This is a genomic window from Prosthecobacter fluviatilis (genome assembly GCF_055388355.1).
Genome location: NZ_AP043782.1, coordinates 5,147,184 through 5,173,520, shown reverse-complemented (window position 1 = coordinate 5,173,520; position 26,337 = coordinate 5,147,184). Strand labels below are relative to the sequence as shown.

General features: G+C 60.0%; 17 protein-coding genes and 4 tRNA genes. 7 read left to right on the top strand and 14 right to left on the bottom strand.

The features are described from left to right. Positions 1-32: 32 nt before the first annotated feature. Both lptD and lpxA read right to left on the bottom strand, forming a co-directional pair. A complete protein-coding gene (gene lptD / locus ACZ5WW_RS20245; protein ID WP_377162238.1) occupies positions 33-2,555 on the bottom strand; it encodes an LPS assembly protein LptD in 2,523 nt (840 codons plus the stop codon). Between the two features lie 97 nt (positions 2,556-2,652). Beyond that, the gene (gene lpxA / locus ACZ5WW_RS20240) at positions 2,653-3,444 is read right to left on the bottom strand and encodes an acyl-ACP--UDP-N-acetylglucosamine O-acyltransferase (RefSeq protein WP_377162236.1); all 792 of its coding nucleotides are present in this window, start codon (positions 3,442-3,444) and stop codon (positions 2,653-2,655) included. Positions 3,445-3,563: 119 nt separating this feature from the next. Here lpxA and ACZ5WW_RS20235 point away from each other — a divergent pair. Continuing rightward, positions 3,564-3,653, top strand: a tRNA-Ser gene (locus ACZ5WW_RS20235). A gap of 98 nt (positions 3,654-3,751) precedes the next feature. Here ACZ5WW_RS20235 and ACZ5WW_RS20230 read toward each other — a convergent pair. Together ACZ5WW_RS20230 and ndk are read right to left on the bottom strand one after the other, a co-directional pair. Continuing rightward, positions 3,752-3,836: transfer RNA gene (locus ACZ5WW_RS20230), tRNA-Leu, on the bottom strand. 45 nt (positions 3,837-3,881) lie between these two features. Beyond that, complete coding sequence (ndk, locus tag ACZ5WW_RS20225; protein ID WP_377162234.1) at positions 3,882-4,307, bottom strand: nucleoside-diphosphate kinase; 426 nt, start codon at positions 4,305-4,307, stop codon at positions 3,882-3,884. 121 nt (positions 4,308-4,428) lie between these two features. Here ndk and ACZ5WW_RS20220 point away from each other — a divergent pair, with 121 nt between their 5' ends. Further along, complete coding sequence (locus ACZ5WW_RS20220; protein ID WP_377162232.1) at positions 4,429-5,172, top strand: HAD family hydrolase; 744 nt, start codon at positions 4,429-4,431, stop codon at positions 5,170-5,172. Between the two features lie 54 nt (positions 5,173-5,226). After that, positions 5,227-5,302 (top strand) — tRNA-Arg (locus ACZ5WW_RS20215). 66 nt (positions 5,303-5,368) lie between these two features. Here ACZ5WW_RS20215 and ACZ5WW_RS20210 read toward each other — a convergent pair. The 3 genes from ACZ5WW_RS20210 to ACZ5WW_RS20200 all read right to left on the bottom strand — a co-directional run bounded on the left by ACZ5WW_RS20210 (position 5,369) and on the right by ACZ5WW_RS20200 (position 6,955). Continuing rightward, positions 5,369-6,226 (bottom strand): alpha/beta hydrolase fold domain-containing protein, encoded by an 858-nt coding sequence (locus ACZ5WW_RS20210; protein ID WP_377162230.1) that lies wholly within the window; start codon positions 6,224-6,226, stop codon positions 5,369-5,371. Positions 6,227-6,347: 121 nt separating this feature from the next. After that, entirely contained in the window at positions 6,348-6,638 is a 291-nt protein-coding gene (locus tag ACZ5WW_RS20205; protein WP_377162228.1) for a hypothetical protein, read from the bottom strand. A gap of 14 nt (positions 6,639-6,652) precedes the next feature. Then, positions 6,653-6,955 carry a hypothetical protein gene (locus ACZ5WW_RS20200; protein WP_464694182.1) on the bottom strand — a complete coding sequence of 101 codons (303 nt, stop codon included), beginning with the start codon at positions 6,953-6,955 and terminating at the stop codon, positions 6,653-6,655. Between the two features lie 197 nt (positions 6,956-7,152). On the opposite strand from ACZ5WW_RS20200, the gene ACZ5WW_RS20195 reads away from it, so the two are divergent. Both ACZ5WW_RS20195 and ACZ5WW_RS20190 read left to right on the top strand, forming a co-directional pair. Further along, entirely contained in the window at positions 7,153-7,458 is a 306-nt protein-coding gene (locus ACZ5WW_RS20195; protein ID WP_377162224.1) for a hypothetical protein, read from the top strand. 414 nt (positions 7,459-7,872) lie between these two features. Next, a complete protein-coding gene (locus tag ACZ5WW_RS20190) occupies positions 7,873-9,720 on the top strand; it encodes a serine/threonine-protein kinase (RefSeq protein WP_377162223.1) in 1,848 nt (615 codons plus the stop codon). A 24-nt stretch (positions 9,721-9,744) separates the two neighbouring features. On the opposite strand, the gene ACZ5WW_RS20185 is transcribed toward ACZ5WW_RS20190, so the two are convergent. The 5 genes from ACZ5WW_RS20185 to ACZ5WW_RS20165 all read right to left on the bottom strand — a co-directional run bounded on the left by ACZ5WW_RS20185 (position 9,745) and on the right by ACZ5WW_RS20165 (position 14,835). Then, a complete protein-coding gene (locus tag ACZ5WW_RS20185) occupies positions 9,745-10,377 on the bottom strand; it encodes a hypothetical protein (RefSeq protein ID WP_377162221.1) in 633 nt (210 codons plus the stop codon). A 145-nt stretch (positions 10,378-10,522) separates the two neighbouring features. Further along, on the bottom strand, positions 10,523-10,675 hold the full coding sequence (locus tag ACZ5WW_RS20180; protein WP_377162219.1) for a hypothetical protein: 153 nt from the start codon (positions 10,673-10,675) through the stop codon (positions 10,523-10,525). A gap of 162 nt (positions 10,676-10,837) precedes the next feature. Next, positions 10,838-11,041: a hypothetical protein gene (locus ACZ5WW_RS20175; RefSeq protein ID WP_377162217.1), complete on the bottom strand. Its 204-nt coding sequence runs from the start codon at positions 11,039-11,041 to the stop codon at positions 10,838-10,840. A gap of 82 nt (positions 11,042-11,123) precedes the next feature. Continuing rightward, positions 11,124-11,199: transfer RNA gene (locus ACZ5WW_RS20170), tRNA-Ile, on the bottom strand. A 114-nt stretch (positions 11,200-11,313) separates the two neighbouring features. Continuing rightward, positions 11,314-14,835, bottom strand: coding sequence for a DEAD/DEAH box helicase (locus ACZ5WW_RS20165; RefSeq protein WP_377162215.1), 3,522 nt, complete (start codon positions 14,833-14,835; stop codon positions 11,314-11,316). A gap of 148 nt (positions 14,836-14,983) precedes the next feature. Between ACZ5WW_RS20165 and ACZ5WW_RS20160 the strand changes: the two genes are divergently transcribed. Together ACZ5WW_RS20160 and ACZ5WW_RS20155 are read left to right on the top strand one after the other, a co-directional pair. Beyond that, on the top strand, positions 14,984-17,638 hold the full coding sequence (locus ACZ5WW_RS20160; RefSeq protein ID WP_377162213.1) for a DEAD/DEAH box helicase: 2,655 nt from the start codon (positions 14,984-14,986) through the stop codon (positions 17,636-17,638). A 9-nt stretch (positions 17,639-17,647) separates the two neighbouring features. Further along, complete coding sequence (locus ACZ5WW_RS20155; protein ID WP_377162211.1) at positions 17,648-18,421, top strand: SWIM zinc finger family protein; 774 nt, start codon at positions 17,648-17,650, stop codon at positions 18,419-18,421. A gap of 65 nt (positions 18,422-18,486) precedes the next feature. On the opposite strand, the gene ACZ5WW_RS20150 is transcribed toward ACZ5WW_RS20155, so the two are convergent. Together ACZ5WW_RS20150 and ACZ5WW_RS20145 are read right to left on the bottom strand one after the other, a co-directional pair. Next, positions 18,487-21,678 (bottom strand): PVC-type heme-binding CxxCH protein, encoded by a 3,192-nt coding sequence (locus tag ACZ5WW_RS20150; protein WP_377162209.1) that lies wholly within the window; start codon positions 21,676-21,678, stop codon positions 18,487-18,489. Positions 21,679-21,825: 147 nt separating this feature from the next. Further along, on the bottom strand, positions 21,826-26,295 hold the full coding sequence (locus tag ACZ5WW_RS20145) for a PVC-type heme-binding CxxCH protein (RefSeq protein WP_377162207.1): 4,470 nt from the start codon (positions 26,293-26,295) through the stop codon (positions 21,826-21,828). Positions 26,296-26,337 lie beyond the last annotated feature (42 nt).

Here is a 26,337-nt window from a genome sequence, read left to right as displayed (position 1 = left end):
GGGGGCTGAAGACCTCTGTTCGCTGCGGCCAGTTACTGCCTGCCGCCACGCCCACCCGGATTGGGGTCCATGTCCAAGTCGAAATTGAACTTGGGGAAATCCTTGAGCGTGAATGAGAGCAGGAGTCCAAAATCAGAAACACCGTTGCCGTTGTTACGCGACATGAGTCCAAAAGAGGCCACCCAGCTGCTCAGATCCTTTGAAAAGTTGTAGCTCTGGAACTGGAGAACGCCGTTGGCGGCTTCGTAGATGTGGTAGGTATTGAAGCCGTAGTTTTCGTTCAACCGTGCATAGAAACGAGTGTAAACCAGACTGCTGTTGCGGTAGAAAGGATGGTCGTAGATGTACTGATGGCCCAGCTCGAGAGATGTGGCCTTGCTCAGCATCCAGATCACACTGTTGTTTGCCTCCGTGAAGCTGCCTACACCGCTGGTGAGAGGCAGCTGCAGGTCCGACTTCATGGTGGCCCAAGGCACTGGCGACCAGAAAAGCTCATTGTATACGTTGGAGAGGCTGCGGCCATACTCCGGATCCTGCCCGAAAATGTTCACATAGGTGTTCATTCCCGCCCAGGTGTAAGTCTGATTGTCACCTTCATCGGGAGTGCCCCAGAAGTTGCCGTAGCCGTTGCTGGAGATGTAATCACGCCGGGTCTGCAAAAGATTGCGGAAACCGACACGCGCCACATTCCAGGACCGAAGGCTGTCAATTGCTGTAAACAGCGGAACATCAATGGAGCGCGGCCGGGTGGTGGTGGAGAGACGGTCGATCGCCGGCACTCCAGCATTTTGAGCGGCATCCAGATAAGAATAGTTCACGTAGGGCTGAAAAACGTGCCGGATGCCGTCAAGTCCCAGCGCTGGGACCTGGACATCGCTCCAGTTTTTGGAGAGCTTGAATGAGACATCGAGGCCGAAGCTGAAGATACCTCGTGTGTAGTTTTTTAACCCGGTTACGCTGCCGACAATGCCATTGTAGCTGGTCATACCAGCGCCGATTCTCGGCGTCACGTTCAGCCAGCCCATGAAGGTCTTCGGATAGAGCAGCTCATGGTAGGTATGGAAGCGTGCATAACCAGGCTGGGCCAGTCTGCTGGAGATGGTCCCAAGTCCCTGGGTAATGTCCGCCGGGGTCAGGGCGGCCGTGCGCGGCTGGCCAGCAAGGCCGAGGAACGAGGTCGCGGCAGTGCCCAGCGGGTCATTAAGAACGCCCGGCAGCCCCCCCGCGTTTGCGAGAGTCTGAAGGCGAATCAATTCGTCCCTTTCCTGCTGCCCCACCAGTTCGCCAATGATTCCTGCTGTGATGGTACCCTGGTGATACACTCCTGTGTTCCACAGCGGCCTCCGTGTGAAGTCGATGGAGAGCTCGGGCAGACGGGTCGTGGTGCGATAGAAATTGTTCAGCTTGAACTTCGCCATCAGGGTGGCGACGTAGGCCTCATTGGTGTGAATCAGCGAGATCTGATTGTCAGGCTCACGATTGGTGCGGTAATCATTGAAGAAGAAATCTTCGTAAAAGTGGATGTCGCTGATTTTGTTGATGTCGAAATCAAGATACCACGTGCTTACATCCGGACCGGGCAGGTAGATGCGGTGCTGAAAATTTACCCGATACCTGTAGTTTGGAACTGGGTAGCGGATGGCCGTTGTGGCGTTTGTTGTGGGGGCGGTGTCATTGACCCCGTACAGCTTCAAGGTGCCGAAGTTCTGACGGTTGGCTGTGTGGCGAACCGAAAAGAAATCCACCCCTGCACCCACACCACGCTTGCTGCGCAGGTCGAACTTGTACTTTGCGAAGGTGTGGTCGCCATGGACCACCGCCATCTGCGTCAGCAGGAACGCACCCCAACGGCTTTGAAAGCCGGGCCCGATACGTATGCCGCTGTCTTCATCCAGAGATTTGGTGATTTTGGGCATCCAGAAAAACGGCGTTTTCCCAGCATACATTTTCAAGTCCTTGAGGATGGCCTTGTCGTCCGGATAAACCGTCAGCTCTTTGACAGCGACGTGGTAGTTCGGGTCTGCCACATCGTGTGAAGTGAGCGTCACCCCAGTGGCATCAATGCGGTTTTCGAGCTTGCTGCTCGAGTGAAACTCCTCCGCCTTGAAGAAAAACATGCCAGATGTCCTCCTGAGGCTGCCGCCCGTGGGCCCGCCACCGGCGACAATGCCGGTGCCAGCAATGCTCTGCTGAATGCCCGCGCCGATGCCTGTGATCACATTGCGCCCGGACATCTCCCCGGTGATGGAATTGTAGGTGATCGAATCTCCGTGGTAGAGCATTCCATCCCGCCAGATTGTCACCCCATCCTTGGCGATGACTTCGCCGGTGGATTGGTTGTATTGCGCACTGCCGCAGCGCATTTCGACATCGCCGTAGTGAATATGCACATCGCCGGTCACTGTGGCGACCCCCGTCTCAGGATCCATCGTCGTGGTTAGGCCACGAATGTTCAGATCACTCGTGAGGCTGTCGAGAAGGGATTGCCCGCTGGCCGCCCCGGACACGGCCAGGGCGCAAACGAGGACCGTCACGCAAAATTTCGGAAAAATCATAACACGAGAGGACATTGCCTTATACGAACAGACAATGCGAAATCCTAAATAGGCTACCGGGAACACGGTGACAAGAAAAAGCCGGACTTTTTTCGCCTCAATCGTCCCCCCGTCCCGGGCGCACGGGGCACACCCCTTTCCTGCTGGGCGCCTGTACAAATTCCAGCAGGCGCTGTGCTTTTTCCGGCCACTGCCGGGCCGCTGCCTGCTGGACTGCCTGGGACAGATTCATCCCCCTGCAAAACAGGGTTTGAAACAGGTCCTTGATGGCTCCGCGCTCCTCCGCACTAAACCCCTGCCGACGCAGGCCGATCACGTTGAGTCCGGTGATGCGGTTGATACGCTGAGCCGCGCAGTAATGGGGGATGTCCTTGCTGAAGCTGCCGTTGCCCTGGATCACACAGAAATCCCCGATTCTCAAGAACTGGTGGAACACCGCCCCTCCGCCGATGAAGGTGTTGTTGCCTACATGGATGTGCCCGCCCAGCAGCGCCGCGTTTGCCAGGATGTTCCTGTTCCCCAGCACGACGTCATGCGCCAGGTGACTGCCCGCCATGAGGTAATTGCCATCGCCGAGCCGAGTTGCCGTGCCCGGCTTGCTGCCGCGGTGAATCGTCACATGCTCGCGGATCACGTTCTTTTTGCCCAAAATCACACTGCTCTGGGTCGCGGGGTCAAACCCCAGGTCCTGAGGCTCGCCGCCGATCACAGCCCCGCGTCCGATCTGCGTCCCCTCTCCGACAATGACGTGCCCCACAAGCTGAGCATGCGCTTCGATTTTACAGCCAGCCCCGACCTCGCTCGGCCCCTCGATCACCACATAGGGGCCGATTTCGGCTGCAGGGTCAATTCGGGCGCTTGGATCGATCAGGGCTGTCTTATGGATCATGGACAAAGACCATGGACGCCCCGTTGTCCGTGATCAATCCAGACTTGCAGCTCGTGCAAACTTCCTCTTGGCAGGCCGCCACACGTTGCCTACTATGTGCGTTCCGCAACGCAGCACCTGGAGAGGTGGTCGAGTGGTTTATGGCTCCAGTCTTGAAAACTGGCGTGGGTTTATCCCCACCGTGGGTTCGAATCCCACCCTCTCCGCCACCCTTTGCAGGGCAACGGGGCATCAGCCTTATCCTGTTACATTGCCACGCCGCCCATTCCAGACGGCTGCCACCAGACTCATACAGTTTGGCAGCAAGTGCCGCTGGCCGGACTCGAACCGGCAAGGGAGTTACCTCCCAGCAGATTTTAAGTCTGCTGTGTTTACCATTTCACCACAGCGGCGTGGAGAATGCCTGAGCTTTCAGTCTAACGGCAAAGCCGTAGGCCTCAATAGCTGAAAATCTCGCCTTCCTTGAAAAAGCGCTTCAATTCCACCGCCGCAGCTTCCGGGGAGTCGGAGGCGTGGACGACGTTGGTCATCTTGTCGGTGCCAAAGTCGCCACGGATGGTGCCTTTTGGGGCGATCTTGGAGTCCGTCGGCCCCAGGAGATCACGCACATGAGAGATGATGTTTTCCCCGCTGATCGCCACGGCGATCACCGGCTTGCTCTTCATGAAGCTGGCCACGTCCGGGAAGAAGGGCTTGTCCGCGATGTGCGAATAGTGCTCCTTGAGCAGCTCGTCGGTGAGCTGGATCATCTTGCAGCCACGGATGCGAAAGCCTTCGTCTTCGAGACGCTTGAGGACTTCGCCATTGATGCCGCGTGAAACGCAGTCGGGTTTGAGCAGGATGAGGGTAGTTTCTTGGGCCATGGGGAACTTGGGGGAAAAAGGGTTCGCACTGTGCCGTCCGACGCCGCATCCGTCAAGGCTGGGAATCTTTTGCCAGTTGGAAACACGGCGCTAGGCTCTGCACATCCTCACCACTCGCGTCATGCCTGCACGCTCCTACGCATTTTTTGACCTCGACCACACCCTGCTGCCGTTCGACACGCAGGCGCTCTTCTGCAACTTTGTGCTTCACCGCGAGCCGTGGCGTGTGCTGCTGCACGGGTTGTTCATCCCAGTAGCCCTGGCACGAGCCTGCGGTCTCGCCAGCACAGCGACCGCCAAGCGCGCCTTTCTGAGCTACCTGCGTGGCATGTCGCGTGAGAGGCTGGCGGCATACGCGCGAGAATTTGCCGAGGTCTGCGTCACCAAGTGGGCCTACCCTTCCCTGCGCGCCGAAATCCTGCGTCACAAGCACCAGAACCGTGTTTTGGTGCTGAACACCGCCAGCCCTGACTTTTACGCGCACGAGATCGCGCATGCGCTGGGTTTTGACCACTGCATCGCCACTCGTTTTGAAGTCGGCGCCACTTTTCCTGGCATGCCCAGGCTCGTCACCGGCAACAACAAGCACGAGGCCAAAATCGCTGCGATGGAGGCCGTCGTGCCAGGCCTGACTGAGCTCACCGAGCAGGAGCGCGCCAACAGCTGGAGCTACTCAGACAGCGCTGCGGACCTGCCCTTGCTGGAATATGCCGGCTATGCCGTGCTGGTGCACCCATCCCGGAAGCTCGCAGGCATAGGCCAGCAGCGCGGCTGGGCCATCCTGCACCCCGAGCGGCCGTATGACAACAAGCTCGGCGACATGCTTTGCGTGATGCTGCAGATGTTCGGACTGCATCCTGAATGAAGCGCGCCCTTGCTCAAGCCGCAGATGGACTTATGATCGCCCCCGTCTGGAGAAGCACCCGTAGCTCAGTGGATAGAGCAGCCGATTTCTAATCGGCCGGTCGCAGGTTCGATCCCTGCCGGGTGCACCACGCTGGAAGTCACCTGCCAACAGCTTTCAGGCCCCTGTGAGACAGGCGTGCCAGATCACCCCCGCTTCATCTGAAAAGGTGCACTTGGAAAAGCCGTGACACCTCGGCAAAAAGCGCATTGTCCAGGCGGAACCAATGCCCCTTCTCAGGCACCACGATGAACTGGGTCTCCACCCCAGCCTCCGCCAGGGCACAAAAGAGGCGCTCGCTCTGCTGCAAGGGAACGACTCTGTCCCGCTCCCCATGAATGATGAGAAAGGGGGGCAGCGATGGTCTGACGTGGTCTATCGGGCTGGCATCCGCTGCGAGGTTGAGCTTTTCCTCAACAGGCCCGCCGAGCAGCCTGTCAATCAGGCTCAGCCTGCCGGGTTTCGCATACAGGCGGCCCAGGTCAATAATATCCGTCGGAGGATAAAGTGCGCACACGGCGCGGATGCGCGGCTTGCCTTCGGTGGCGGCAAGCAAGGCCGCGAGCTGGCCACCTGCCGACTCGCCGCTGACCCCCATGCGACTGGCATCGATCCCATAGCGACTTCCGTTGATGCGCAGCCACTGAGCTGCGGCGCGGCAGTCCTCCAGCTGCGCGGGATAGACCGCCTTGTTGCTGAGCCGGTACTGAATGGAAGCCACGGCGATGCCGACGCTGGTGAGATCTCGCACATTCACATGATAGCCTTTGCTGCCGAATCTCCAGCCGCCCCCAAAGATCCACAGCACGACTGGCGCAGGTCTGGCCGCCTTGGGCACATAGAGGTCCATCCGCAGCTTGTGGCCGTCCGGTGCCGCAAAGAGCACATCGCGATATATGGATTCGCCAGGACGCGCCGGCCCGTAAGTGGTGCAGCCCGCCAAAGCCAAAAGGAAGGCGACGAGGCCGCACAGTCTGCGGAGGCCTGAGGCGGTTTCTCCATTGACCGATGTCATTTGAGTGTCTGGTGCACGTGTGAGATGGAGTGAGATGCAGGCAGACCGGGCACTTGTGGGCCCTGGCTGTGCAGGCTTGCTGCAAAGCTGCCCTTGGAAGCTGTGCTGTGCAAACCTGCAGTCAGCGAACTTTGGGGCCAGTGCTGGATTGCTTCTGGGACTCGCCCTCCGCCTTCTGACTGTTTTGTCCGACCTTGGCCATTCCCAGCACTGCTCCGACACTTTGCTTTGCCGCCAGCGCCCGGTCAGAGGCGTCGATATCGTTGTCAGCATCGATGTCCTGCCCCTCACGATCTTCACCCTCGATACGCCCGTTGTGATCAAGATCGAGCGAGGGATCGTCTGCAAGATCGATGTCGCCATCTCCATCGAGATCGCGTCTGCCATTGGCCGGCTTTCTGGGTTCGGGCATGGCTGAGCGGATCGTTACTTGATGCTGTGCCCCTGCTTGCCAGCGGCCTGTTTGGGGCCGAGGTCCACGCCCTGTGCGGCCAGCGTGTCACGGACACTTGTGATACCGGAGCCGGCTTTTTTTCCGAGTTCCTTGCCTTTGGCAGCGCCTTCCTCCCCAGCAATTGCTCCACCGATGGCACCGCCGATGTTTCCGCCGATACCGCGTGCGTGGTCGATGGCCACATTGGCCGCCTGACCGGCTGCATTGCCAACGACTTTGCCCAGCATCTGGCCCACGGACTTGCCCTTTTCACCCATGGCGGCGGCACCGAGCATGCCGCCCACTTTTTTGCCGAGGCTGCCACCGACATCGAGACCGCCAGCTTCCTGGCCTTCCTGCTTGGCGGCCTGTTCGCGGTGACCGCCGATGACAGGACCACTTTCAAAAAATGGTGAGAAGATGCTTCATGGTCTGGACTTGGATTTTATCATTTGTTCACCGCGTCTGCGCCAGGGCTCGCCCCAGCGGTGGTATGCATAGAGAAGCGGGATGGCCGCAAAACATGCGGCTGCAGCCGCACTGCGCCCGGTACCTAGGCAAGCTCAAGGGCGACCAGGCGAAACTCCTGCAGGATTTTCGCGACAGCCAACAGGCCCTCGCCGCCGCCTTGAAGCCCGAACGCGTCCAAGGACAGGCAAACAAAGTGAATGCCCAGCTCGTGGCCCCAAACACCCCCATGGACGTCAGGAGCGCCTTGAAATCATCTGCCAACGCCGCGCCCTCAAAAACGAAGTCACAAACCAAGCCCTCAGGCACCCGCCCCATCCAGCCTGGATGATGGTGCGGATGTGGACATCGACTCAAATGCTGAAGGGGCCCAGTGCAAGCCGAGTGTGTCGGAGGCGGTCAAGCAGCCCGCCAGCGGTCCCCGCTTCAGTGGCCAGCATGAGGCCCATGAAGGCAGCAACCTGCGGAGCACCTGGAAGCCCGCCACCCCCTCCTCCCCCCAAAAAACCGGCAGTTCGTTGAGAAACTCCGGCTGATCTCGCGCTTCCTTAGCCATCAAAAAAACATTCATCTGCATGATGAGGCACCCCCATGCGCTCTTAAGGAAGGCCTTGGCAGGCAAGCCCGATGCATAAATCCTCCAACAAAAAAGCCCGGCAGGCGGTCAAAGCAAATACGCCACAGCAAAAGTTAAATGACACACCCGCTCAGCGGCTTAAAATAGCCGCTCGCTCCACCCTCTTTCATGGACCTTTCCCACTCCAGCAATCAGGCTTCAGACGCAGCGGCTGATTTTGATCAAACAGTCAAGGTTCGCACTCCCTCTGCAGGTGCTGTTTATTTCAACCGCTACCGCCTGTCCCGCGTTTTGGGACGTGGCGGCATGGGAGTGGTCTGGCTGGCAGACGATTTGAAGCTTGAGCGGCCTGTGGCGTTGAAGTTCCTGCCCAGCCTGATTGGCCTTGATCCGACCGCCATCAAAGAACTCAAAACCGAGACCCGGCGCGGCCTTGAGCTTTCCCACCCAAACATCGTGCGAATCTACGATTTCGTGGACGATGACGATGAGGCGGCCATCTCGATGGAGTTTGTAAACGGCAAGACACTTTCTGAGCTGCGCGCCACGACGGACCATGGGGTGTTCACCACCGAGCAGGTGGCCAAATGGCTACCTGGCGTCTGCGATGCGCTCGACTACGCGCACTTCCAGCGCAAGGTCGTGCACCGCGACCTGAAGCCCTCGAACATCATGGCCATGAGCATGGATGACACGGCCAAGATCGCCGACTTCGGCATCGCACGCAGCATCTCTGACACCATGCAGCGGCTGTCCATTTCCCAGCTCGGTGTCAGCGGCACCCTGCCCTACATGAGCCCACAGCAGGCCATGGGAGAGCGCCCCGCACCTACCGACGATGTGTACTCGCTGGGTGCGACGATCTATGAGCTGCTCTCAGGCAAACCGCCGTTTTACCGTGGGGACATCCCATCCCAGCTCACCTCGAAAATTCCTTCCACCATGGTCGAACGGCGTGAGGAGCTGGAGATCAAGGCCAGCGACCAGATTCCAAAGGAGTGGGAGGCGGTGATTGCCGCCTGCCTTAACAAAGACCCAAATCTACGCCCACCGAGTGCCGGCAAGCTCCTTGAGCTGCTAGGTTTAAGATCTACAACCAACGTCACCACTCAGCCCTACATCCAGCCAGCGGTTCAGCACAAGAGTCGCGTCCCGGTTTATGCCGCTGCGGCGGTCGCAGTGCTGGCAGCAGGTGCCGCATATTATTTCAGATCGACCACTCCGCAGGCTTTACCCGCCACCAGCCCAGCGCTGGCTAGCACAGCAGCGCCTGCCCCCGCTCTCACGCCCCCTCCTCAAACGAATGCACCTGCGGCCACGGTAACACCTGCGCCCCATCCAAATCCAGCTGCTGTCCAGGCAGCGCCTCCCGCGCCTGGGCCTGCGGCGGCCATGCCGACGACAGCTGATCCTGCACCCGCAGTCATCGCAGCGGCCACACCACCTGCGGCAGGTCTTGCACCAGACGCCCCTGCAGCCGCCGCCATGCCGACCCAGCAAGGAGCGCCCGCGCCACCGGCACAACCTGGTCAGCCAGCAGCACTGGCCATGCCTGCAGCGGCAGGCCCCGCACTTGTGACATCACCGGCACCGGGGACGATGATCCAGCCTCCCGTGTCTGAGCCTCCCGAAGGCTACTGGTCCATCGAGCGCATCTTTCCCACTCCGCCACAGGCCGGCTACTCTGAAGCTGGCCGCCGCCACCTGCTGTATGAAGTGCAGCGCATCCTGAAAGAGAAATCCCTCTACAGCTCCACTCAGGACGGCAAGGAAGGCAAGGGCACGCACAATGCCATCATTCTCTACCAGGCCAAGAATGGACTTCTTCCGAACGGCCTGCTGGATGGCCCAACCCTTGCCTCAATGGCTTTGATGGACAAGCCAGATGCGCCGGAATGGAAGTCACCTGCACCGGCAGTGTCATCCACATCCCGCAAAAGGTCCTCTCCAAAAGAAGAGCCCAACTTGTTTCAGCGTGCCGGCAAATCTATCGGCCGCCTGTTCAACCGGGACTGAGCCTCTCGCTCCTGCAGCACTTCCTTACCCCCGCGCAGGCGCAGCGGTTTGACGTGTTGCCTCCCATTCCTCCTGCCTGCGCTCCCACTCAGCCAGCTTATGCTCGTCTGCCAGGGGCGAATTCGCCTCGGCAGCCAGTTTCCAAAAGCTGATGAAGCTCACAAAAATGAGCCTTTCCTTCTCAGGCGGTCGTCCCGATGAAGGTTTGTCGAACCACCCATGGGCGGCCGTTTCGCACTCGGCCAGGGCTGAGGCGAAATCACTGCGGGCTGTGAGCAGATCTCCCAGCCGCCTGTGGAGCTCCAGCAAACGCCAGGCCATCAGCGCCGCCGCATCCTGCCGCTGGCCGCAACGCGAAAGCGCTCGTGCCAGTTCCTTGCGCACCCGCAGCATTTGGTCACGCACCTGCGCTTGGTTTGCGGGCAATGTCCGGTAGCCTGCCAGCGCTTCACGAAGTGCCTTCATCGCGTTTTCCGGCTCCACCTCTCCAAGCCACCTCCATCCCAGGGTGTACAGTGCATGCAGTACCTCCTCTAAATTCTCGCCCTCGGTCTGTTTCAGCAGCTCCCACTGCCGCTTCAGCCAGGGCTGGTTCGTGAAACGCGCCATGCCCGCGGCATAATCGTCTGCGAGCTTGCGCAGCAGCTGAGTGTTCATGCTTGCGAGCGTTGGTGATCAGGTCTTTCAGCTGCGCGCTGACCTGCATTGCCAGGTCGGCCTTGCTATGCGCCTCCAGCATCTGGCGCTGGACCTCCCGCCGCTGTGCCGCCAGTCAATGACACAGCCACTGCCACCGCCGTGCTCACTGCAACGCGGTTTCTGACCAGCCATTTTTTTTGAGCTGGTACGTGATTCCGGGCGGCCCGGCGGACACAGGCTCATTGCGCAGGTAGTGCTGCACATCCTCGGCCAGATTCAGCACCGTCGGGTAGCGCAACTCGCGGTTCTTCTGCAATGCCCGAAGCGTTATCCAGTCCAGTTCGATTGGAGCCTGGCGGCTTGGGCAGGCGCATCACACGCAGGCTGGGCTTTTCGGTTTCGTGGCGCCGTACCTGATCCAGCAGTTCGGACAGAGGCGGTTCATTGCCCTCGTCGGCTGGAATCGGAGTAGTCCCCGTCAGCAGTTCATACAGCAGCCCCCCCCCAGCGCATACACATCCGCGCGGATGTCCACACCATCGCTGTTCAGCCTCGCCTGCTCCGGACTCATGTAGCGCGGAGTGCCCAGTACCATGCCGCACAGAGTCGCATCCTCGATGGCCAGATTAAAAAATCCGACGGCAGTCTTTGGAGTCAGAGGCGTGTCACCAGGGGAGGCCATGAGAAGCCAGATCAGGAAGTGTGCTGCGACGGGGCTGTAACATCATGCATTTTCTACGCCGGCTGGCGCAGGTCTTGTGCCGTGGTGCTCCCGGTGGGATTCGAACCCGCAACCAAGGGATTATGAGTCCCCTGCTCTAACCGTTGAGCTACAGGAGCGTGCGCACGGAGGGCGCACACTATGCATCGCCCTGAGCGTGCGGCAACTGGTGGTCTTGACTAAATGGGAGGGAGGACCAAGGACATGTTCAGGCATTGATACTCCTGATCTGTTTAAACAGTCCGTTCCGCCTCGATATCAAACAGGAAGTCGAAGTCTTCCTTCTGCAGCAGGTTGGTGAAGCCGCCTTCGCCCAGGACGTTGCTGATCATCAGGTTCTTCTTGTGCTGCAGGGTCATGATTTTCTCCTCGATGGTGCTCTTTGTCAGCATTCGGTAGGCCATGACCGGCTGCGTCTGGCCGATACGGTGCGCACGGTCGATGGCCTGATTTTCCACAGCGGGGTTCCACCAGGGATCGTAGAGGATGACGTAGGACGCAGAGGTGAGGTTCAGACCGCTGCCACCCGCTTTGAGGGAGAGCAGAAACACGCTGGCGTTTTCATCCTCCTGGAAAGCTTTGACAATGCCTGCACGGTCAGTGCTGGCCCCGGTGAGCCAGTGATAGGGCAGCTTCATCTCCTCCAGCTTGTTGCGGATGATTTTCAGCATGGAGACGAACTGGCTGAAGAGCAGCACCTTGTGCCCTTCGTCGTGCAGCCCCTGGATGAGCTCCAGCGTGGAGGTGAGCTTGGCGCTCTCCTCATTCTCGGCACTTTTGTCAATCAGGCCGGGGTGGCAGCAGATCTGGCGCAAGCGCGTCAGCGCCTGCAAGATGGCAAACCGGCGGCGGTTGACCATGTCAAAGCCGGAGCTGTTCAGCACCATGTGCTGCGCGCGGGCCAGCTCTTCTTTGTAGAGCTCAGCCTGACGGCCGCTCATTTCGCTGAGCAGGTTTTCCTCGCTGCGGGAGGGCAGATCGCGGGCCACCTGGGATTTTGTACGACGCAGCAGGAAAGGACGCAAACGTGCGGCAAGCCGCTCCGAGGCACGTGGGTCTTTGCGGCGGTCAAAGTGGCGGTGGAAGTAGGCGCGCTCACCCAGCGCCCCAGGCGTGGCAAAGGTCATGAGGCTCCACAGGTCCAGCAGCCGGTTTTCCAGCGGCGTGCCGGTCAGCACCAGACGGTTGTCTGCGCGGATCTGACGTGCGGATTTTGCGGCCTTGGAGTCCGGGTTCTTGATGTGCTGGCCTTCGTCGAGGATGGCGGCAAGCCAGCGCACGGCGGCCAGTTCTCCATCAAAGCCACGCATCTGAGCGTAGTTCATCACCACCACGTCTATCTGGGTCATCACCAGATTGATGTCAAAAAGGTCGCGGTCATGCAGCACGAGCACGCGCAGGTCTGGCGAGCCCTTCTTGAATTCCAGCGCCCAGACATCCAGCACGGACTTCGGGCAGACGACGAGCACGGGCAGATGCGGGCCGTCAGCTTTTTTGCGCGAGCGCAGCCACAGCACCCACGTGATGGCCTGCAGGGTTTTGCCCAGACCCATGTCATCTGCCAGGATGCCGCCAAAGCGGTTTGAAGTGAGGTAGGTCAGGAAATGAAAACCCTCAACCTGGTAGGGGCGCAGCGTGACATTCAATCCCTCGGGCACCGGCGGACGCGCATCCAGCTTCGCCTCTTCCATGCGTTCGACGATCTTGCCCCATGCCTTCGGATTGACGATCTCAGCCGCATTTTCCTGCGCGAGCTGCCTCCAGTGCATGCGGTGCGCCTCGTCGCTGTGCTCATTGAGGTCGATCCCCAGGCGGTCGAGCATTTCCTGCTGCTCTTCACTCAGCTCCAGCTTCACACGGCGCCAGGAGCCGTCTGCCAGACGCACGAAGTCACCTTTCGCAGCGATGAGGCGGCGAATGTCAGCCGGCTTGAGGTCCATGCCCTCGATGTCAAACACAAGCCGAAGGTCCAGCCAGTCAATGCTGCCTGCCTGTGTGGCCTCCAAGCGCACGCGAGCGATGAGCGGATCTGCCAGGATGGTCTGCAGGCTTTCATCTGTCTTGAGGCTCACGTTTTCAGGCAACTGGGCCGCCCAGTTGTGAAACATGTCAGGAAAATCTTTCGCCATGCGCACACGCCAGGCGTCATTTTCCATGTCCCAGGTGCGACGGAGCTGGTTCATGAGCTCCTCGGCTTCCCTCAGGGCACGGCGGTCACGGCAGACGATGGTGTCGTCTCCCTCAGCCGTTTTTTTTTCATCTGCAGGCTGCCAGCCAGAAAAGCGCAGCGTCTCGCGCACCCGGCCTTCGGCATCGACGGCCTCGGCCTTGAAAGTGACGAACTCTGCACCGCTGGAGTGTGAGGTCTTGGCCTGGCAGGCAGCGGAAATCTTCACATGCAGGTCTTCATGACGCACACGGCTTTTGATCGCATCCGGCACCGGAATGTCGATCTCGCGCATGAAGGAGATGCCCTCTGCCGTGGCCAGCGCCTCCAGCGGCATGGTGATGCCCGCGTCAACCCTGGACTCATCATGAAGCCAGACGGGGCCGCTGAACAGGGTGTCAGCGCTCAGGTAGAAGGTCTGCACCCCGCGGAGAATGCGCAGAGGCAGAGGCGCGGGCGTTCCGTCCGGCCTTTCGAGCTGCAAGGTGAGGTTCAGCCCGTTTTCGCTCAGGCGTGCCGCCCAGATCAGAGGCTCAGCCACACGGTGAAACGGGGCTTCATCCAGAGTGATCATTCGTTCCTGAAGAGCCGGCTGCTGGAACAGTGTCGCAAGCCACTGGGCATGGTGCTTGCTCTCCAGACGGAAGGAGTCGTTCCAGTTCTCATCACTCTGAGCCAGACAGGAGACAAACAGCAGCTCCGAACTGCCCGAAGTCACAATGCGTCCGTCGCGATGTTCGCGCCGCAGATTGTCAAGCAGCGCGGCGTCAACCGTGATGTAAGGCGAAGGAATTTCACCTTCCTGACGAAGTTGCAGACGTGCATCATTGACGGTGATGAGCAGCCTGAAATCGCACACGCGTGGCGGCTGGCGGTGGGTGTGACGGTCATCCTGCCGTGCGTCGATGAATTCCCGAATGCGCTTCTGCCAGGTGGGCACAGTGCTGGCATGCCGCCATTCGCGCAGAGCTTCACGTGTGCCTTCGATGTCGGACATGCCGCGAAGAAATGCCGGAACGGCCAGGCCCTTGTCAGCCAGCGCCAGTGCGATGTAGTTCCAGAACTCACGCAGGGACTTGGGGGCTTCCGGCCACAAAGCCACGGGCTCAAGGCTCTGGATCGCCCATTTCGGGTGCAGGCGAACCATGTCCTGGTCAAAAATTTTCCCGGTGAGGCGCACGCGCTCATAGCGCTTCTCCATCTTGCTCAGGTAATTTTCCTCGTCTGGCGTCAGCGGGCGCTCGAGTTTGGCGGTGAGCTGCTGCTCAAAGTCCTCTTCCTCCACTGGAACCATCGGCAGTGTTCCCCGGGCTTCGCGGCGCTGGACTGCCACCAGCGTGGTGCACAGGGCCAGGTTTTCCAGCGTCTCGTCATCATCGACGTCAGTCTCACCGTGCCAGCCATGCGCTCCCCGCAGCCAGCGCACCTGGGCGGGGCGGTCATCCAGCCGGACTTCGGCCATCATTTCATCCTCCAGCAACTCCAGCCCCCTTACGGCATCGTCATCCACCAAGCGCTCCGCCTCCTGGCGGGTGCGGGCATCAAACGGACGGAGCAGGATGGGAAGATCAGTGATGAGGCTGGACATGCGTGGTGAAAAACACCCGCGCCGGATTGCGGCGGGGGAACCGGGACGTTAGCAGGCCGAACCCCGTTGAAAAGCGCTGTTGCGACGTTTTTTTCTGAATCATCGCCGCTTGTGCACGGTAGATCATTCGTCCAGAGAAACCTGCCTCATGTTTGCCCCAGCCCTCACCCCGGAAGGATTTCTCACCTGCGCAGGTGAGGCCGAGTCGGCATCGGTGAGAAAACTCGCCGCAGCGGGCTTGCCAGCCGCCATTTTGCAAATGCTCGGCACCGACCTGCTAACGGCTGAACTGGAGCCGCCGTGGCGCTGGCTGCGGAGCTATGCCGGGCAGTTTTTCACCCGTCTGTGCCAGACCAGGGATGCCCTGGCCACACCGCCGCCCTCAATAGAGGAGCGCAAGGCCTTAATCTCAGCCGCTCCCCCCTTCCCTGGAGCGGAATATCTCACCGCCGAGGGATTGGAACGCTGGTGGCTGGATCTGGCGCAGCACATTGGCCAGCAGTCTGAGGCGCAGGGGGTGGAAACCTGGCTGCGGGAGACCTGCCCAGCGTGGCATGCCGTGGGACGTGTGACCTTCCATCTCGCCGAAAACAAGACGGACACGCAGCGGCCTTTCGCCTTTCTGGCCACCTTTACGGAAAAGCTCAGTGCTACTGGCCAGCCTCAGCATCTCCCCTTGGCGCGAGCCCTCCAGCTTTATGCCGGGCAGAAGGATCAGGCGGCGCTGAACGCCCTGCTGGAGCCGGTGCGTACTGCAGCGGAGAAATCCAAGCTGCTGCGCGAGTGGCTGGAGACGAAGCGGCTCTTTCAGCCCATGGCGATGTCTCCGCAGGAGGCCTTTCGCGTGCTGCGAGACACGGCCGTGTTTCAGGAAAGCGGCATCGTCATGAAGCTGCCGGACTGGTGGCGCAGCGGCAAAGGGCCGCGCCCGGCCGTGGCGGTGACGATTGATGCGCCCAAGCAGGCCTCCCTCCATGTGGGTGCGCTGATGAGCTTTAAGATCAGCGCCAGCATGGATGGCGAGCCGCTGACTGATGCGGAGTGGGAGAAACTGCTGAGTGCAGACACTGGCCTGGTTTCCCTCCGTGGCCGCTGGGTGGAAGTGGACGGTGCACAGCTCCAGCAGGTGATGTCCCACTGGGAGCGGGTGCAGCATGCCACCGGTGAAGGGGGCATCGGCTTTCTCGAAGGGATGCGCATGCTGGCGGGCTTTGATCCGCGACTGCAAGCCGTGGAAGAGGAAAGCACGCAAAGGGTGCATGAGTGGAGCGACATCGTGGCGGGCAAGAATCTCGCAACGATGCTCGAGCAGATGCGCGATCCTGCTGCCTCGCCGCCACCGCCGAATCTCTGCGCCACGTTGCGCCCGTATCAGCTCAAGGGCTTTTCATGGTTGCAATTCATGACGCGACTCGGGCTCGGCGCCTGTCTGGCGGATGACATGGGGCTGGGCAAAACGCTGCAGGTCATCGCGCTGCTGCTGGCACGGCAAAGAGAAGCGAAGGCACCGGGGCTGCTGATCGTGCCCGCCTCTCTGGTGGGCAACTGGAGGGCTGAGGTGGCGAAGTTTGCGCCTGATCTGAGGCTTTTCATTGCACACCCGTCGCAGACCGCCCGCGAGGAGCTGGACTATGCGGTGAAGCGGCCTGCCGAGGCTCTGCGTGGGTATGATGCCATGCTGACCACATATCAGTTTCTGCAACGTAACGACTCCTGGCAGCAGCACGCGTGGAGCATGGTGATTCTGGATGAGGCGCAGGCGATCAAAAATCCCGGCAGTGGCAGCGCGAAGGCAGTGAAGAACCTGCAGGCCCCGGCACGCGTGGCTCTTACCGGCACGCCGGTGGAGAACCGACCGGGCGATTTATGGAGCCTCTTTGATTTTCTCAATCCGGGACTGCTCGGCAGTTCCGGCGCTTTTGCGGATGCGGTGAAGCGATGCGCCCAAAGCAGCGAGGGCTATGCACCCCTGCGGCGACTGGTGCAGCCCTACATCCTGAGGCGCATGAAGACGGACAGGAGCATCATCACCGACCTGCCTGAGAAGATTGAAACGAAGGCCTTCTGCGGACTCACTAAGCGGCAGGCCACCATTTACGCGAAGCTGGTGGATCAGCTGGCCAAGATGCTGGTGGACAAGAGCATGGAGCCCATCAAGCGACAGGGGCAGGTGCTGGGCTTTCTGCTGAAGTTTAAACAGATCTGCAATCACCCCAGCCACTGGAACGGCGATGGTGCCTGGAATCCGGAAGACAGCGGCAAGTTTGCGCGACTGGCGGAGATATGCGGCGAACTGGCGGAGCGCCGTGAACGGGCGCTCATCTTCACGCAATTTCAGGAAACCTGTGATCCTCTGGCGAGATTCCTGGCGAAGATCTTTGGCAGAGAAGGGCTGATCTTGCATGGCGGGACGGCGGTGAAGAAGCGCCCGCAGCTGGTGGAAAGCTTTCAGCAGCCCGAAGGGCCGCCCTTCATGGTCATCAGTGTGAAAGCCGGTGGCACCGGGCTGACGCTCACGGCAGCCAGCCACGTCATCCACTTTGACCGCTGGTGGAATCCTGCGGTGGAAAATCAGGCGACGGATCGCGCTTTCCGCATCGGACAGAAGAAGAATGTGATGGTGCACAAATTCGTCTGCCAAGGGACGATCGAGGAACGCATTGACGCATTGATCGAGAAAAAGATGAGCCTGGCGCATGACCTGATCACCGGGGATGGCGGAGCGGAGAAGCTGCTGACGGAGATGGGAGCCGAGGAACTGCTGGATTTGGTGAGGCTTGATGTGAATGCGGCTGTCGTTTAGAAACAGCTCATGTCCTGGGACTACGAAGATGCGCAGGAGCGCAAAGAGCGGCTGCAACGAGAAATCGAGAAGCGGAAGAAGCGCGGGGAGAAGTTTCAGGCGCTGGAAGCTCCGGCTGGGCAGAAGAAACTGTGCACGACTTTCTGGGGGCAGGCCTGGTGCCGGAATCTGGAGGCTTATCAGGTCTATGAGTCGCGGCTGCCGCGTGGCCGCAGCTATCTGAGGCAGGGCAAGGTTTACAATCTGGAGATCGAGCCCGGAAACCTGAGTGCGGTAGTGGCGGGATCGGAGCTGTATGACACGAGTGTCACCATCAAACCGCTGCCCAAGGAACAGTGGATGCAGATCGTGGAATCAAGCGCCGGACAGGTGGGCTCCATGCTGGATCTGCTGGCGGGTAAGCTGGGCGACGGCCTGATGAAAGTGCTGACGGCTCCTGATGAGGGGCTGTTTCCCAAGCCGAAGGAGATCCGATTTAACTGCTCCTGCCCTGACCATGCGGACATGTGCAAGCATGTCGCCGCCGTGCTGTATGGGGTGGGTGTGCTGCTGGACACAAAGCCGGAGCTGCTTTTCACCCTGCGTGGCGTGGATCAGGCGGAGCTGCTTTCCAATGCCAGCAATGCGGCGATCACCGAACTCTCGGCGGATTCAGGCGAGCTCACTGGAGCTGATTTGTCGGCCATCTTTGGGATTGATCTCGCGACAGAGATCCCCATCGAAGAACCAGCCCTCGTCAAAGCGAAGCCCGCCAAAAAAGCAGCGAAGAAGAAAATGAAGTAACCGGGCTATTCCAGGCCCGTCTCTGCTTCGCCGCTCCATGTCCAGACGGGGCAGGAATGCCTCGGTTACTTGACGAGCATGACTCCGCGCATGATGACCCAGTGACCGGGGAAGGTGCAGAGGTAGGGATAGTCTCCGGGCTCCTTGGGGGCGGTAAAGCGCAGTGTTTCGGCTGCGTTGGGATTCAGAAGCTTGGTGTGGTGGAGGATCTTGTCCGTGGGGGGAATGAAGTCCTTTTTGATGCCTTCGGGATCTTTGGCCATTTCGTTTCCGGCGAGGCCGATCTCCTCCACGCTGCCGGGTTTGCAGATGGCAAGATTGTGCGCAGTGGCGTCGGGGTTGTTGAAGACGAGGCTGACGGGCTGGCCTGCTTTGACGCTGAATTCGGTTTTGTCGAAGAGCATGCGCTCGCGGACGCAGTTGATGGTGATTTTGGCGACGCCAGGTTGTTTGTCGAAGGTGGTTTCCTCGACGGTCTTTTTCTTTTCGAAGGCGCTTCGCTTGTAGCTGGCAGCAAAGGCGTTCATGAACGCGGTGATTTGGGGATTCTCGCCGGCCTTCCAGTGGCGTGAGAGAGCCTCGCTACCGAGCGAAGTGCGCACGGCGTAGGTCAGGTGCTCGCCCATGGGTTTGTCGAGCACTGGCAGAACGGCATCGAGTGCTTCGGCGGTGCCGATGTAGCTGGCGGCAATGACGGCCTCCATGCGGACGAGGGCGTTTTCATCATTCGCACGGGCGCGAAGTTGCGCGATGCGATCTGGCAGATCGACATAGCGCAATTGGGTCGTGGCAGCGGCACGGGCGTGGTGCTCTTCGCAGTTGAGCAACTCCTTGAGCAGACCCCTGTCTTCGGTGCTGATCGTGCGGTTCGTCCACAGCGCCTCAAGCTGATGATGACGGAAACGTGCGTCCTTCGGATCAAGCTTGGCCACCCATGCATCGAGTGCCATTTTCACATCGTGGGCATAGCGCTCATGGAGCTCACGTTTGGCCTGGTAGCGCCAGCGGTAATGCGGGCTCTTCAAAAGTTCCAGCAGCGCCGGAATGGGTGCGCCCGCCACCGTGGGTGGCTCAGCCAGCTTGGCCCCCTTTGGCACGATACGCCAGATGCGGCCGCTGGTGCGCAGGCGGCGTGGATCACGCAGGGAGTACTGAGCGTGGCCTTTGATGGGGTTGTACCAATCGCAGATGTAGAAGTCTCCGCGTGGCCCCACCTTTACGTCCGTGGGGATGAAGCTGAGGTTGGTGGAGAAGATGAGATCGCCGAGCTTCTTTTCCTCATAGTGGTCGTCCATCTCGACCCACTGATGCATCTCGATGTTGTTGGTGGGCTTGTAGCGCGCCTTGATGAATCCTCCCTGAAGCTCCTGCGGCCAGAAATCGAAGTCCACAAACTCCTGGCCGCAGGTGCCGGAGTAAGCAGGCATTTTGCCGGCGCCGGGATGCTGCTCGGGATAGGGCGGATTGGTGGCGTGGAAGGCGCTGGCGAAGATGGGATGGCTGGCCATGTGGTGGCCCCAGTCGTCGAAGGTTACACCCCAAGGATTGGTGCTGGGGTAGCTGCCGAAGGTGCTGAGCTTTTGAGTATCGGTGCGCAGGCGGAACCAGCCGGAGTTGTCCAGACGCACGGGGCCGTAGGCGGTCTCAATTTGGGAGTGGAGGAAAATGGAGTCGCGGATGATGAGATCGCCATCGGGGCTCCAGACAAAGTCATGCAGTGCGTGGTGGGAGTCTTCCGTGCCGAAGCCGGTGAATACCTGACGGGAGAAGTCCGCTTTGCCATCGCCATCGGTGTCCTTGAGAAAAGTGAGGTGTGGCTCGTCGGAAACATAGACGCCGCCGCCTCCAAACTCGAAGGCCAGAGGGATGTAGAGGTTGTCTGCCCACACGGTGGATTTGTCGGCTCGGCCGTCGTTGTCCGTGTCTTCAAGAATGATGAGGCGGTCCTTGGGTTCCTGGCCGGGGTAGAGATGCGGGTAAGCCTGGGAGGTGCTGACCCACATGCGCCCGCGCGTGTCCCAGCGGATCTGAATGGGATTGGCAATTTCGGGGAACTGCTCTTCGCTGGCGAACAGGTTCACTTCAAAGCGCGGGTCCACTTTGAAGGCGGCGAGTTCGTTCGCGGGTGTCATCCATTCATTCGCCCCCTTGCTCTCCTTGGTGGCGGGCATTTCGGGCACGTTGGCATCATCCACTTTTTTGCCGGCAAAGCTCTGACCTTTAGCAATGGCCCAGATGCGCTGGTCGCGATTGGCCACCATGATGTCAAAGCTGCGCATGGCGGGCAGGAAGTCGAGATAGCCGTAGTCCTTGTTGCGATCGCCAGTGTAATAGAACCCGTTTAATGGGCGGTAACGCTGAAAAAACTGCCGGTTGCGATCTGCGATGGCGGCGCGCAGTTCTGGGGTTGTCTCGGGTGCGCTGACATCGAAGGTGGCGCGATACAGAGCCTCGCCAAGCACTGCGTAGCCTGCATCCTCCAGATGAACCCCGTTAAAGGTCAGGCCCTTCATCGCAGGCAGCATGGGCTCAAACACATTGGCAAAGCCCACCTTCTCAGCGGCAGCCACTTCCCCCATCGCCTTGGTGTAGGCGGCGAGGCGTGTGTTGTTCATGTCTGCCGCTGGCACGCCTTTGACATTTTCATTCGCGATCGGTGACACCAGCACCACACGCGGTGCGAACCTGCCATTGTAGGCATGCGTTTTGAGCTCCTGAACAAGAGCGGTGAGGCGCAGTTTGAAGTCTGGCAGTTTTTCCAGACCGCTGAAGGATTCATTGAAGCCAAAGGCGGCGAAGATCACATCGGCCTTCTGCGCATGCAGGTGCTGGTTCAGTGTGCCGAAGTTCGTGGGGCGTGGCATGAGATCAACCTCGTCTGCGGACCATGCCAGGGTGCGAACCACGAGCTGCTTGTCTGAGTGCCCCTTGAGGAGCATGGCCTCAAAATGTGGGAACTGAGCGCCGCGATCAAACAGCGTGTTGCCGATGAACACCACATGGTCGCCTTTCTGCAGCGTGAGAGGCAGCGTCGTGTCTACCGCAGTCGCAACCGGGGGCAACGGAGCGGTCTTTTCCTCCATGTAATATTTGGCCAGCGCCGGATCTTCAGGCGGCGCAGGTTTGCCGGTGTCCGTGTTTTTGGCGTCCAGCGGATTGAGCGCCATGATCGGATTACGGGCCGCCTTTGTGTTTTGAGCTACAGCGCACGTTGAAACAAGTGCGAGGGCGAGAAGGAAAGCGGCTGGCTTGGTCATAAGGCGGATGCAAAGGAACGTGGGACGGCAGTTCTTTTATCTCCCATGAGGAGGTGTGACCGGACAAAAAAGGCGGGCCATTTCTGGCCCGCCTTGTTTCTAGATTCCTGACGGGGCAGCAATGCCCCGATTACTTCCGAGCGCGCCTTACTTCACATGCAGCACACCGCGCATGATGAGGTAGTGGCCGGGGAAGGAGCAGATGTAGGGGTAGTCGCCGGGCTTGGCGGGTGCGGTGAACTCGATCACCTGCTCCTTGCCGTTGTCCAGCAGCTTGCTGTGCCAGAGGATGTCCTTGTTGTCGGGGATGAAACCGGTTTCGAAGCCTTTGGCTCCGAGAGCCATGGCCTGTGTGGCGACTTCATCGGCTTTGCCGGGATTCACCAGCAGGATGTTGTGAGGCATGAAGTCGGGGTTGGCAAAAGTGAGCTTCACCTTCTTGCCGGACTTCACCGTGAGCTCTTTCACATCATACATCATGCGCTCCGGCACGGTGGCGATGCGGATGGTGGTGAGTTCGGGGGTATCGCTGAGGATGCCTGACTTCTTGGCTTTCTCCTCGACCTCGGCGGCGATGACGCCGCCATGCATGGAGGCCTCAACATTGAACCACAGGTGCTGCACCACATTGGCCGCGTTGCGGGCATGCAGTTCGGGGGATTTCTGAAGCTGGCCCAGCAGCTCCAGATTTCGCACGTTGTGCTGCTGATGAATCCACAGCGCTTCGAGCAGGTGATGCGCGTCTTCTTTTTTAGCTGGGTCAAACTGCTTCATCCAAGCCTGCGTGGCAGCGATGACTTCTTTCGTGTCGCGCTCGCTCAGCTCGATGTGGGTGCGATGGCGGATGCTGTCCGTGGGATGCTTCAGGTTTTCCAGCAGCGCGGGAATCGGCTGTCCGTCGATGGGCACGATCTTCTGCAGCGGACGGCCGGTGGCGGTGATGCGGTAGATGCGGCCGTGGGTGTGGTCGCGGTTCGGATCACGCACGTTGTGCTGCATGTGGCCGATGATGACGTTCTGCCAGTCGCTCAGATAGAGCGAGCCATCGGGCGCAAACACGGCGTCGCTGGGGCGGAAGTTTTTGTCGCCGCTCATGAGGAAGCCGCGTGAGGTCTCAGTGGTTTCGCTGCCGTCGGCCTGGGTGACTTTCACGGTGAGTTCATCGCCTGCAGGTTCGCCCCAGACGGTGCCTTTCTCGGCATCGCGCTCGAGGTGGTAATGCTTCACCCCAAGGAAGCCGATGACGTTGCAGATGAGGAAGTCTCCCTGCATTTCATCCGGGAAGTGCGTGCTGCTGACGACCTCGCTCGCGGTCACTGGGCGTACTTCCTTTTTGAGGAGCTCGTACATTTTGAAGCCGCTGCCTTCAGGACGCACCTGGTAGGCGCGACCACCGGTGCCGTCCGTGGCGTACTGGTAGCCCCAGTAGTCAAAGGAGGTGCCATGCGGATTCGGAGAATTCATCGCGTGCAGGGCGATGGTGAAGCGGCGCGGATCGAAGCGATACATGGCCGAAGCTCCGGTGTTCAGCGAGGGGCCCCAGGGGTGCTCGTAATTGTGCTGCATGAAGACCCCGCTCTGCCAGTAGATGCCGCCATCCGGGCCGTAGATGAGATTGTTGGCGCCGTGGTGGGTGTCGGAGCTGTCCAGTCCCATGAGCATGATGGTCTGCACGTCCGCCTTGTCATCGCCATCGGTGTCCTTGAGGAAAAGGATCTCCGACTGACGTGTGACTAGCACGCCGTCGTTCCAGAACTCAAAGCCCAGCGGATTCTGCACACGGGCAAACTCCGTGGCGCGGTCGGCTTTGCCGTCGTTGTTGTCATCGTGCAGGATGACCAAGGCGTCGTTCATCTCCTTGAGCGGTTCCCACTTCGGATAGGTGGGCCAGGCGGCCACCCACAGGCGACCTTTGGTGTCGAACTGCATCTGCACCGGATTGGCGATCTGCGGGAAGCGTGACTCCTCTGCGAAGAGGTGAATCTCGAAGCCCTTTCTAATGGCGATGTTCTTGAGCTCCTCCTCACCGCTGATGTATTTCAGCGTGCCTTCCTTCTGAGCACTGCTGCTCTTGCTGCCGCCGCCCACGTTGGAGATCACGGGAACGGGCTTCGGCACATTGCTGTCGTCGATCTTCTTGTCGCCGCCGTTGATGCGAGCCCACACGCGCTCGTCGCGGTTGGCGGTCATCACGTCCAGCATGGATAGCTCGTGCTGCAGCACCACGGCGTTGTTTTGGTCATTCACAAAGCTCAGCGTGGAGCGGCTGCCCCAGACGTCATTGCCGTCGGAGGCATGGTAGCGGTTGTACCAGTGCAGGTCTTTGTCCATCACGGCTTCGCGCAGCGGTTCCATGGAGGCGGAGGCGCTCACCGGCTTGCCGAGCAGAGCCTTGGCAATCACTTCCGCGAGCTGGCGGTCACCTTCGATGGAAAGATGCACGCCATTGATGGTCAGCGGCTCCTTGGCGGCCTTGAACAGCTCCAGGGAGGGATGGTACAGATCCACAAAGGCCACGCCGGCTTCCTTGGCCGCAGCCTCGGTGGCTTTGGTGTACGCCTCGAGCTGGGCATTGTTTGCCTTGCCGTCCGGCACGTTCACATTGTGCGTGTCCTCATGGGCGATGGGACTGAAGAGGACGATGCGCGGGAAGGTTTTGCCGTTGGCTTTGCTGCCACGAGTCTTTTTCACGAACTCGACGAGCTGCTTCTGAAACTCCTCCGGCTTGTTGTCGTAGGATTCGTTGTAGCCAAAGAAGCCGAAGACCACATCCGCCTTCACGTGGCGAAGGTAGTCGGTCATGTGTGTGGCGCCACTGCTGCGTGGGTAGTTGTTGGGGCGGTCGCCGCTGGTGCTCATGTTGCGGAAGCGCACCTGCAGGTCCGGGAGCTGGCTTTGCAGCAGCGTCTCCATCCAGCCGTCATGCTGCATGCGGTCCGGCAGTGCGTTGCCGAGGATGGCCACGACTTCTCCTTTGCCAAAGGCGAAGGGAGACGGGTCCTTGTAATCTGCGGGCACTTCGGCCAGCTCGGGCTCTTTGACAGCCGGAGCCCCACCGCCACCGGACTTCACCGCAGGTTTGCCGGGCTTGCCGTCGAAAGTCAGGTAGGTCAGCTTGCCACCGCCTTTCACATCGATGGTCATCGATTCTGGTCCAGCGACGTTTTGGATCTCAAACACCGGTTTGCGGGATTCATCGAGCAGCGAAAGCGTGAAGTCACCCAGGCGGTCCGAAAAGCCCTGGCGGCTCCAGAGGTTGACCGTGTCGATGGCTTGGCTGGAGCCCAGGTCCACTTCCCACCAAGGATTCGGCTGGTTCTCTTTCGTATGAGTCTGGCCGCCCTTACCCCAATCGGGGCTCTTGTTGCCATCAAAGGCGCGTTCCGGCACACCGCCATTGGTCGTGGTAGATTGCGAAGCCTTGCCGCCCTTGACCACATTCTTGCCGCCGCTCATCAATTCGATCTCTGCGATTTGCAGGCAGCGTTTGTCTCCCGGAATTTCGATGCGCACGTAACGTGCGGGTTTGCCAGTGGCGGTGGTCACTTTGGCGGCTGCGCCAGTTGTTGCTGCGGCGGGCTTGGCTTCCTGCTTCTTGGCGGGGCCTTTGGTATTGTGGTTTGCGGGGATGACCGAGGCGTAGCCTGCATACATTTCCGGCTTCACGCCACGGGCGTAGCCGCCTCCGGAGAAGGTGTTGGGCTCAAAAGGACCGACGAATGAAACGTCCAGGTCAGGCTTGATGGAGTCCTCAAGGCCGAGCGCCCAGAAGATGCCATTCACCACCATGCGGCGGTAGCCTTCATTGGTGATGTCTTCCGAGGTGCCGTAGAGTGTGGTGAAGACGCGGCCGGTTTTGCCGGAGGAGGACTTGTAGGTGCGCGTCCATTCGCTAGGCATCGGCGGCTTGGTGGTGTCTGCAGGCGAATCCTTCGTCATGCCATTGAGTGGCTGGGCCATGGTCAGGATTTCGCCATCTGTGGGCTTGCCCACATAGCCGCCCGCCTGCACCCAGATGTCCTTCACGCCGCGAAGGATGGGATGGGTGACTTTGTCAGGAACGATGGCGATGCGAGTGCTCTGCTTGTGGTTGGTGCCGTAGTGGCCCACCCAGGTCTGGCCGAGCACCTGATGGCCGAAGCCCAGCTCATAGCCCGGCACCTTGCTGTCGAACGAATACTTCGCGTAGGGATCATCCTTCGTCGTTTTGAAGCCATGCGTGGCGGTGCGCAGACCCACCACGGGGCCTCCCCGAGCCAGGTAAGCATCAAAGTGCTTCATCTGCTCCGCCGGCAACTGCTGAAAGCGCAGGAAGACAACTGCAAGATCCGCCGTGTCCAGCGCCTCCATGCCTGGCATGTTGGGAACCTCGCCTGCTACGATTTCGCCGTCTTTGTTGATGTCGAACAGCACCGTGCATTTGAAGCCCTGGTGTTTGGCCAGCAGGCGAGCGATGGCGGGCAGTGATTCCTCGGAGCGGTATTCATGATCTCCGGCCAGAAAGACGATGTGCTTGCCCTTGCCGGGCCCTTCCGTGCCTTCAAAGACGAGTGGTGCGGCGCTCGCGAAGGTCGCGAGCGAAAACAAGGTTAGGATAAGAGCGGCTGGGTTGGTCATAACAGGTCGGAGCAAACGTGGAGTTGCGGTGTGGTATCTCGC

Coding starts and splice junctions, on each gene's coding strand:
- lptD (WP_377162238.1), bottom strand. CDS start 2,555: ATGATTTTTCCGAAATTTTGCGTGACGGTCCTCGTTTGCGCCCTGGCC.
- lpxA (WP_377162236.1), bottom strand. CDS start 3,444: ATGATCCATAAGACAGCCCTGATCGATCCAAGCGCCCGAATTGACCCT.
- ndk (WP_377162234.1), bottom strand. CDS start 4,307: ATGGCCCAAGAAACTACCCTCATCCTGCTCAAACCCGACTGCGTTTCA.
- ACZ5WW_RS20220 (WP_377162232.1), top strand. CDS start 4,429: ATGCCTGCACGCTCCTACGCATTTTTTGACCTCGACCACACCCTGCTG.
- ACZ5WW_RS20210 (WP_377162230.1), bottom strand. CDS start 6,226: ATGACATCGGTCAATGGAGAAACCGCCTCAGGCCTCCGCAGACTGTGC.
- ACZ5WW_RS20205 (WP_377162228.1), bottom strand. CDS start 6,638: ATGCCCGAACCCAGAAAGCCGGCCAATGGCAGACGCGATCTCGATGGA.
- ACZ5WW_RS20200 (WP_464694182.1), bottom strand. CDS start 6,955: ATGCTCGGTGCCGCCGCCATGGGTGAAAAGGGCAAGTCCGTGGGCCAG.
- ACZ5WW_RS20195 (WP_377162224.1), top strand. CDS start 7,153: ATGCATAGAGAAGCGGGATGGCCGCAAAACATGCGGCTGCAGCCGCAC.
- ACZ5WW_RS20190 (WP_377162223.1), top strand. CDS start 7,873: ATGGACCTTTCCCACTCCAGCAATCAGGCTTCAGACGCAGCGGCTGAT.
- ACZ5WW_RS20185 (WP_377162221.1), bottom strand. CDS start 10,377: ATGAACACTCAGCTGCTGCGCAAGCTCGCAGACGATTATGCCGCGGGC.
- ACZ5WW_RS20175 (WP_377162217.1), bottom strand. CDS start 11,041: ATGGCCTCCCCTGGTGACACGCCTCTGACTCCAAAGACTGCCGTCGGA.
- ACZ5WW_RS20165 (WP_377162215.1), bottom strand. CDS start 14,835: ATGTCCAGCCTCATCACTGATCTTCCCATCCTGCTCCGTCCGTTTGAT.
- ACZ5WW_RS20160 (WP_377162213.1), top strand. CDS start 14,984: ATGTTTGCCCCAGCCCTCACCCCGGAAGGATTTCTCACCTGCGCAGGT.
- ACZ5WW_RS20155 (WP_377162211.1), top strand. CDS start 17,648: ATGTCCTGGGACTACGAAGATGCGCAGGAGCGCAAAGAGCGGCTGCAA.
- ACZ5WW_RS20150 (WP_377162209.1), bottom strand. CDS start 21,678: ATGACCAAGCCAGCCGCTTTCCTTCTCGCCCTCGCACTTGTTTCAACG.
- ACZ5WW_RS20145 (WP_377162207.1), bottom strand. CDS start 26,295: ATGACCAACCCAGCCGCTCTTATCCTAACCTTGTTTTCGCTCGCGACC.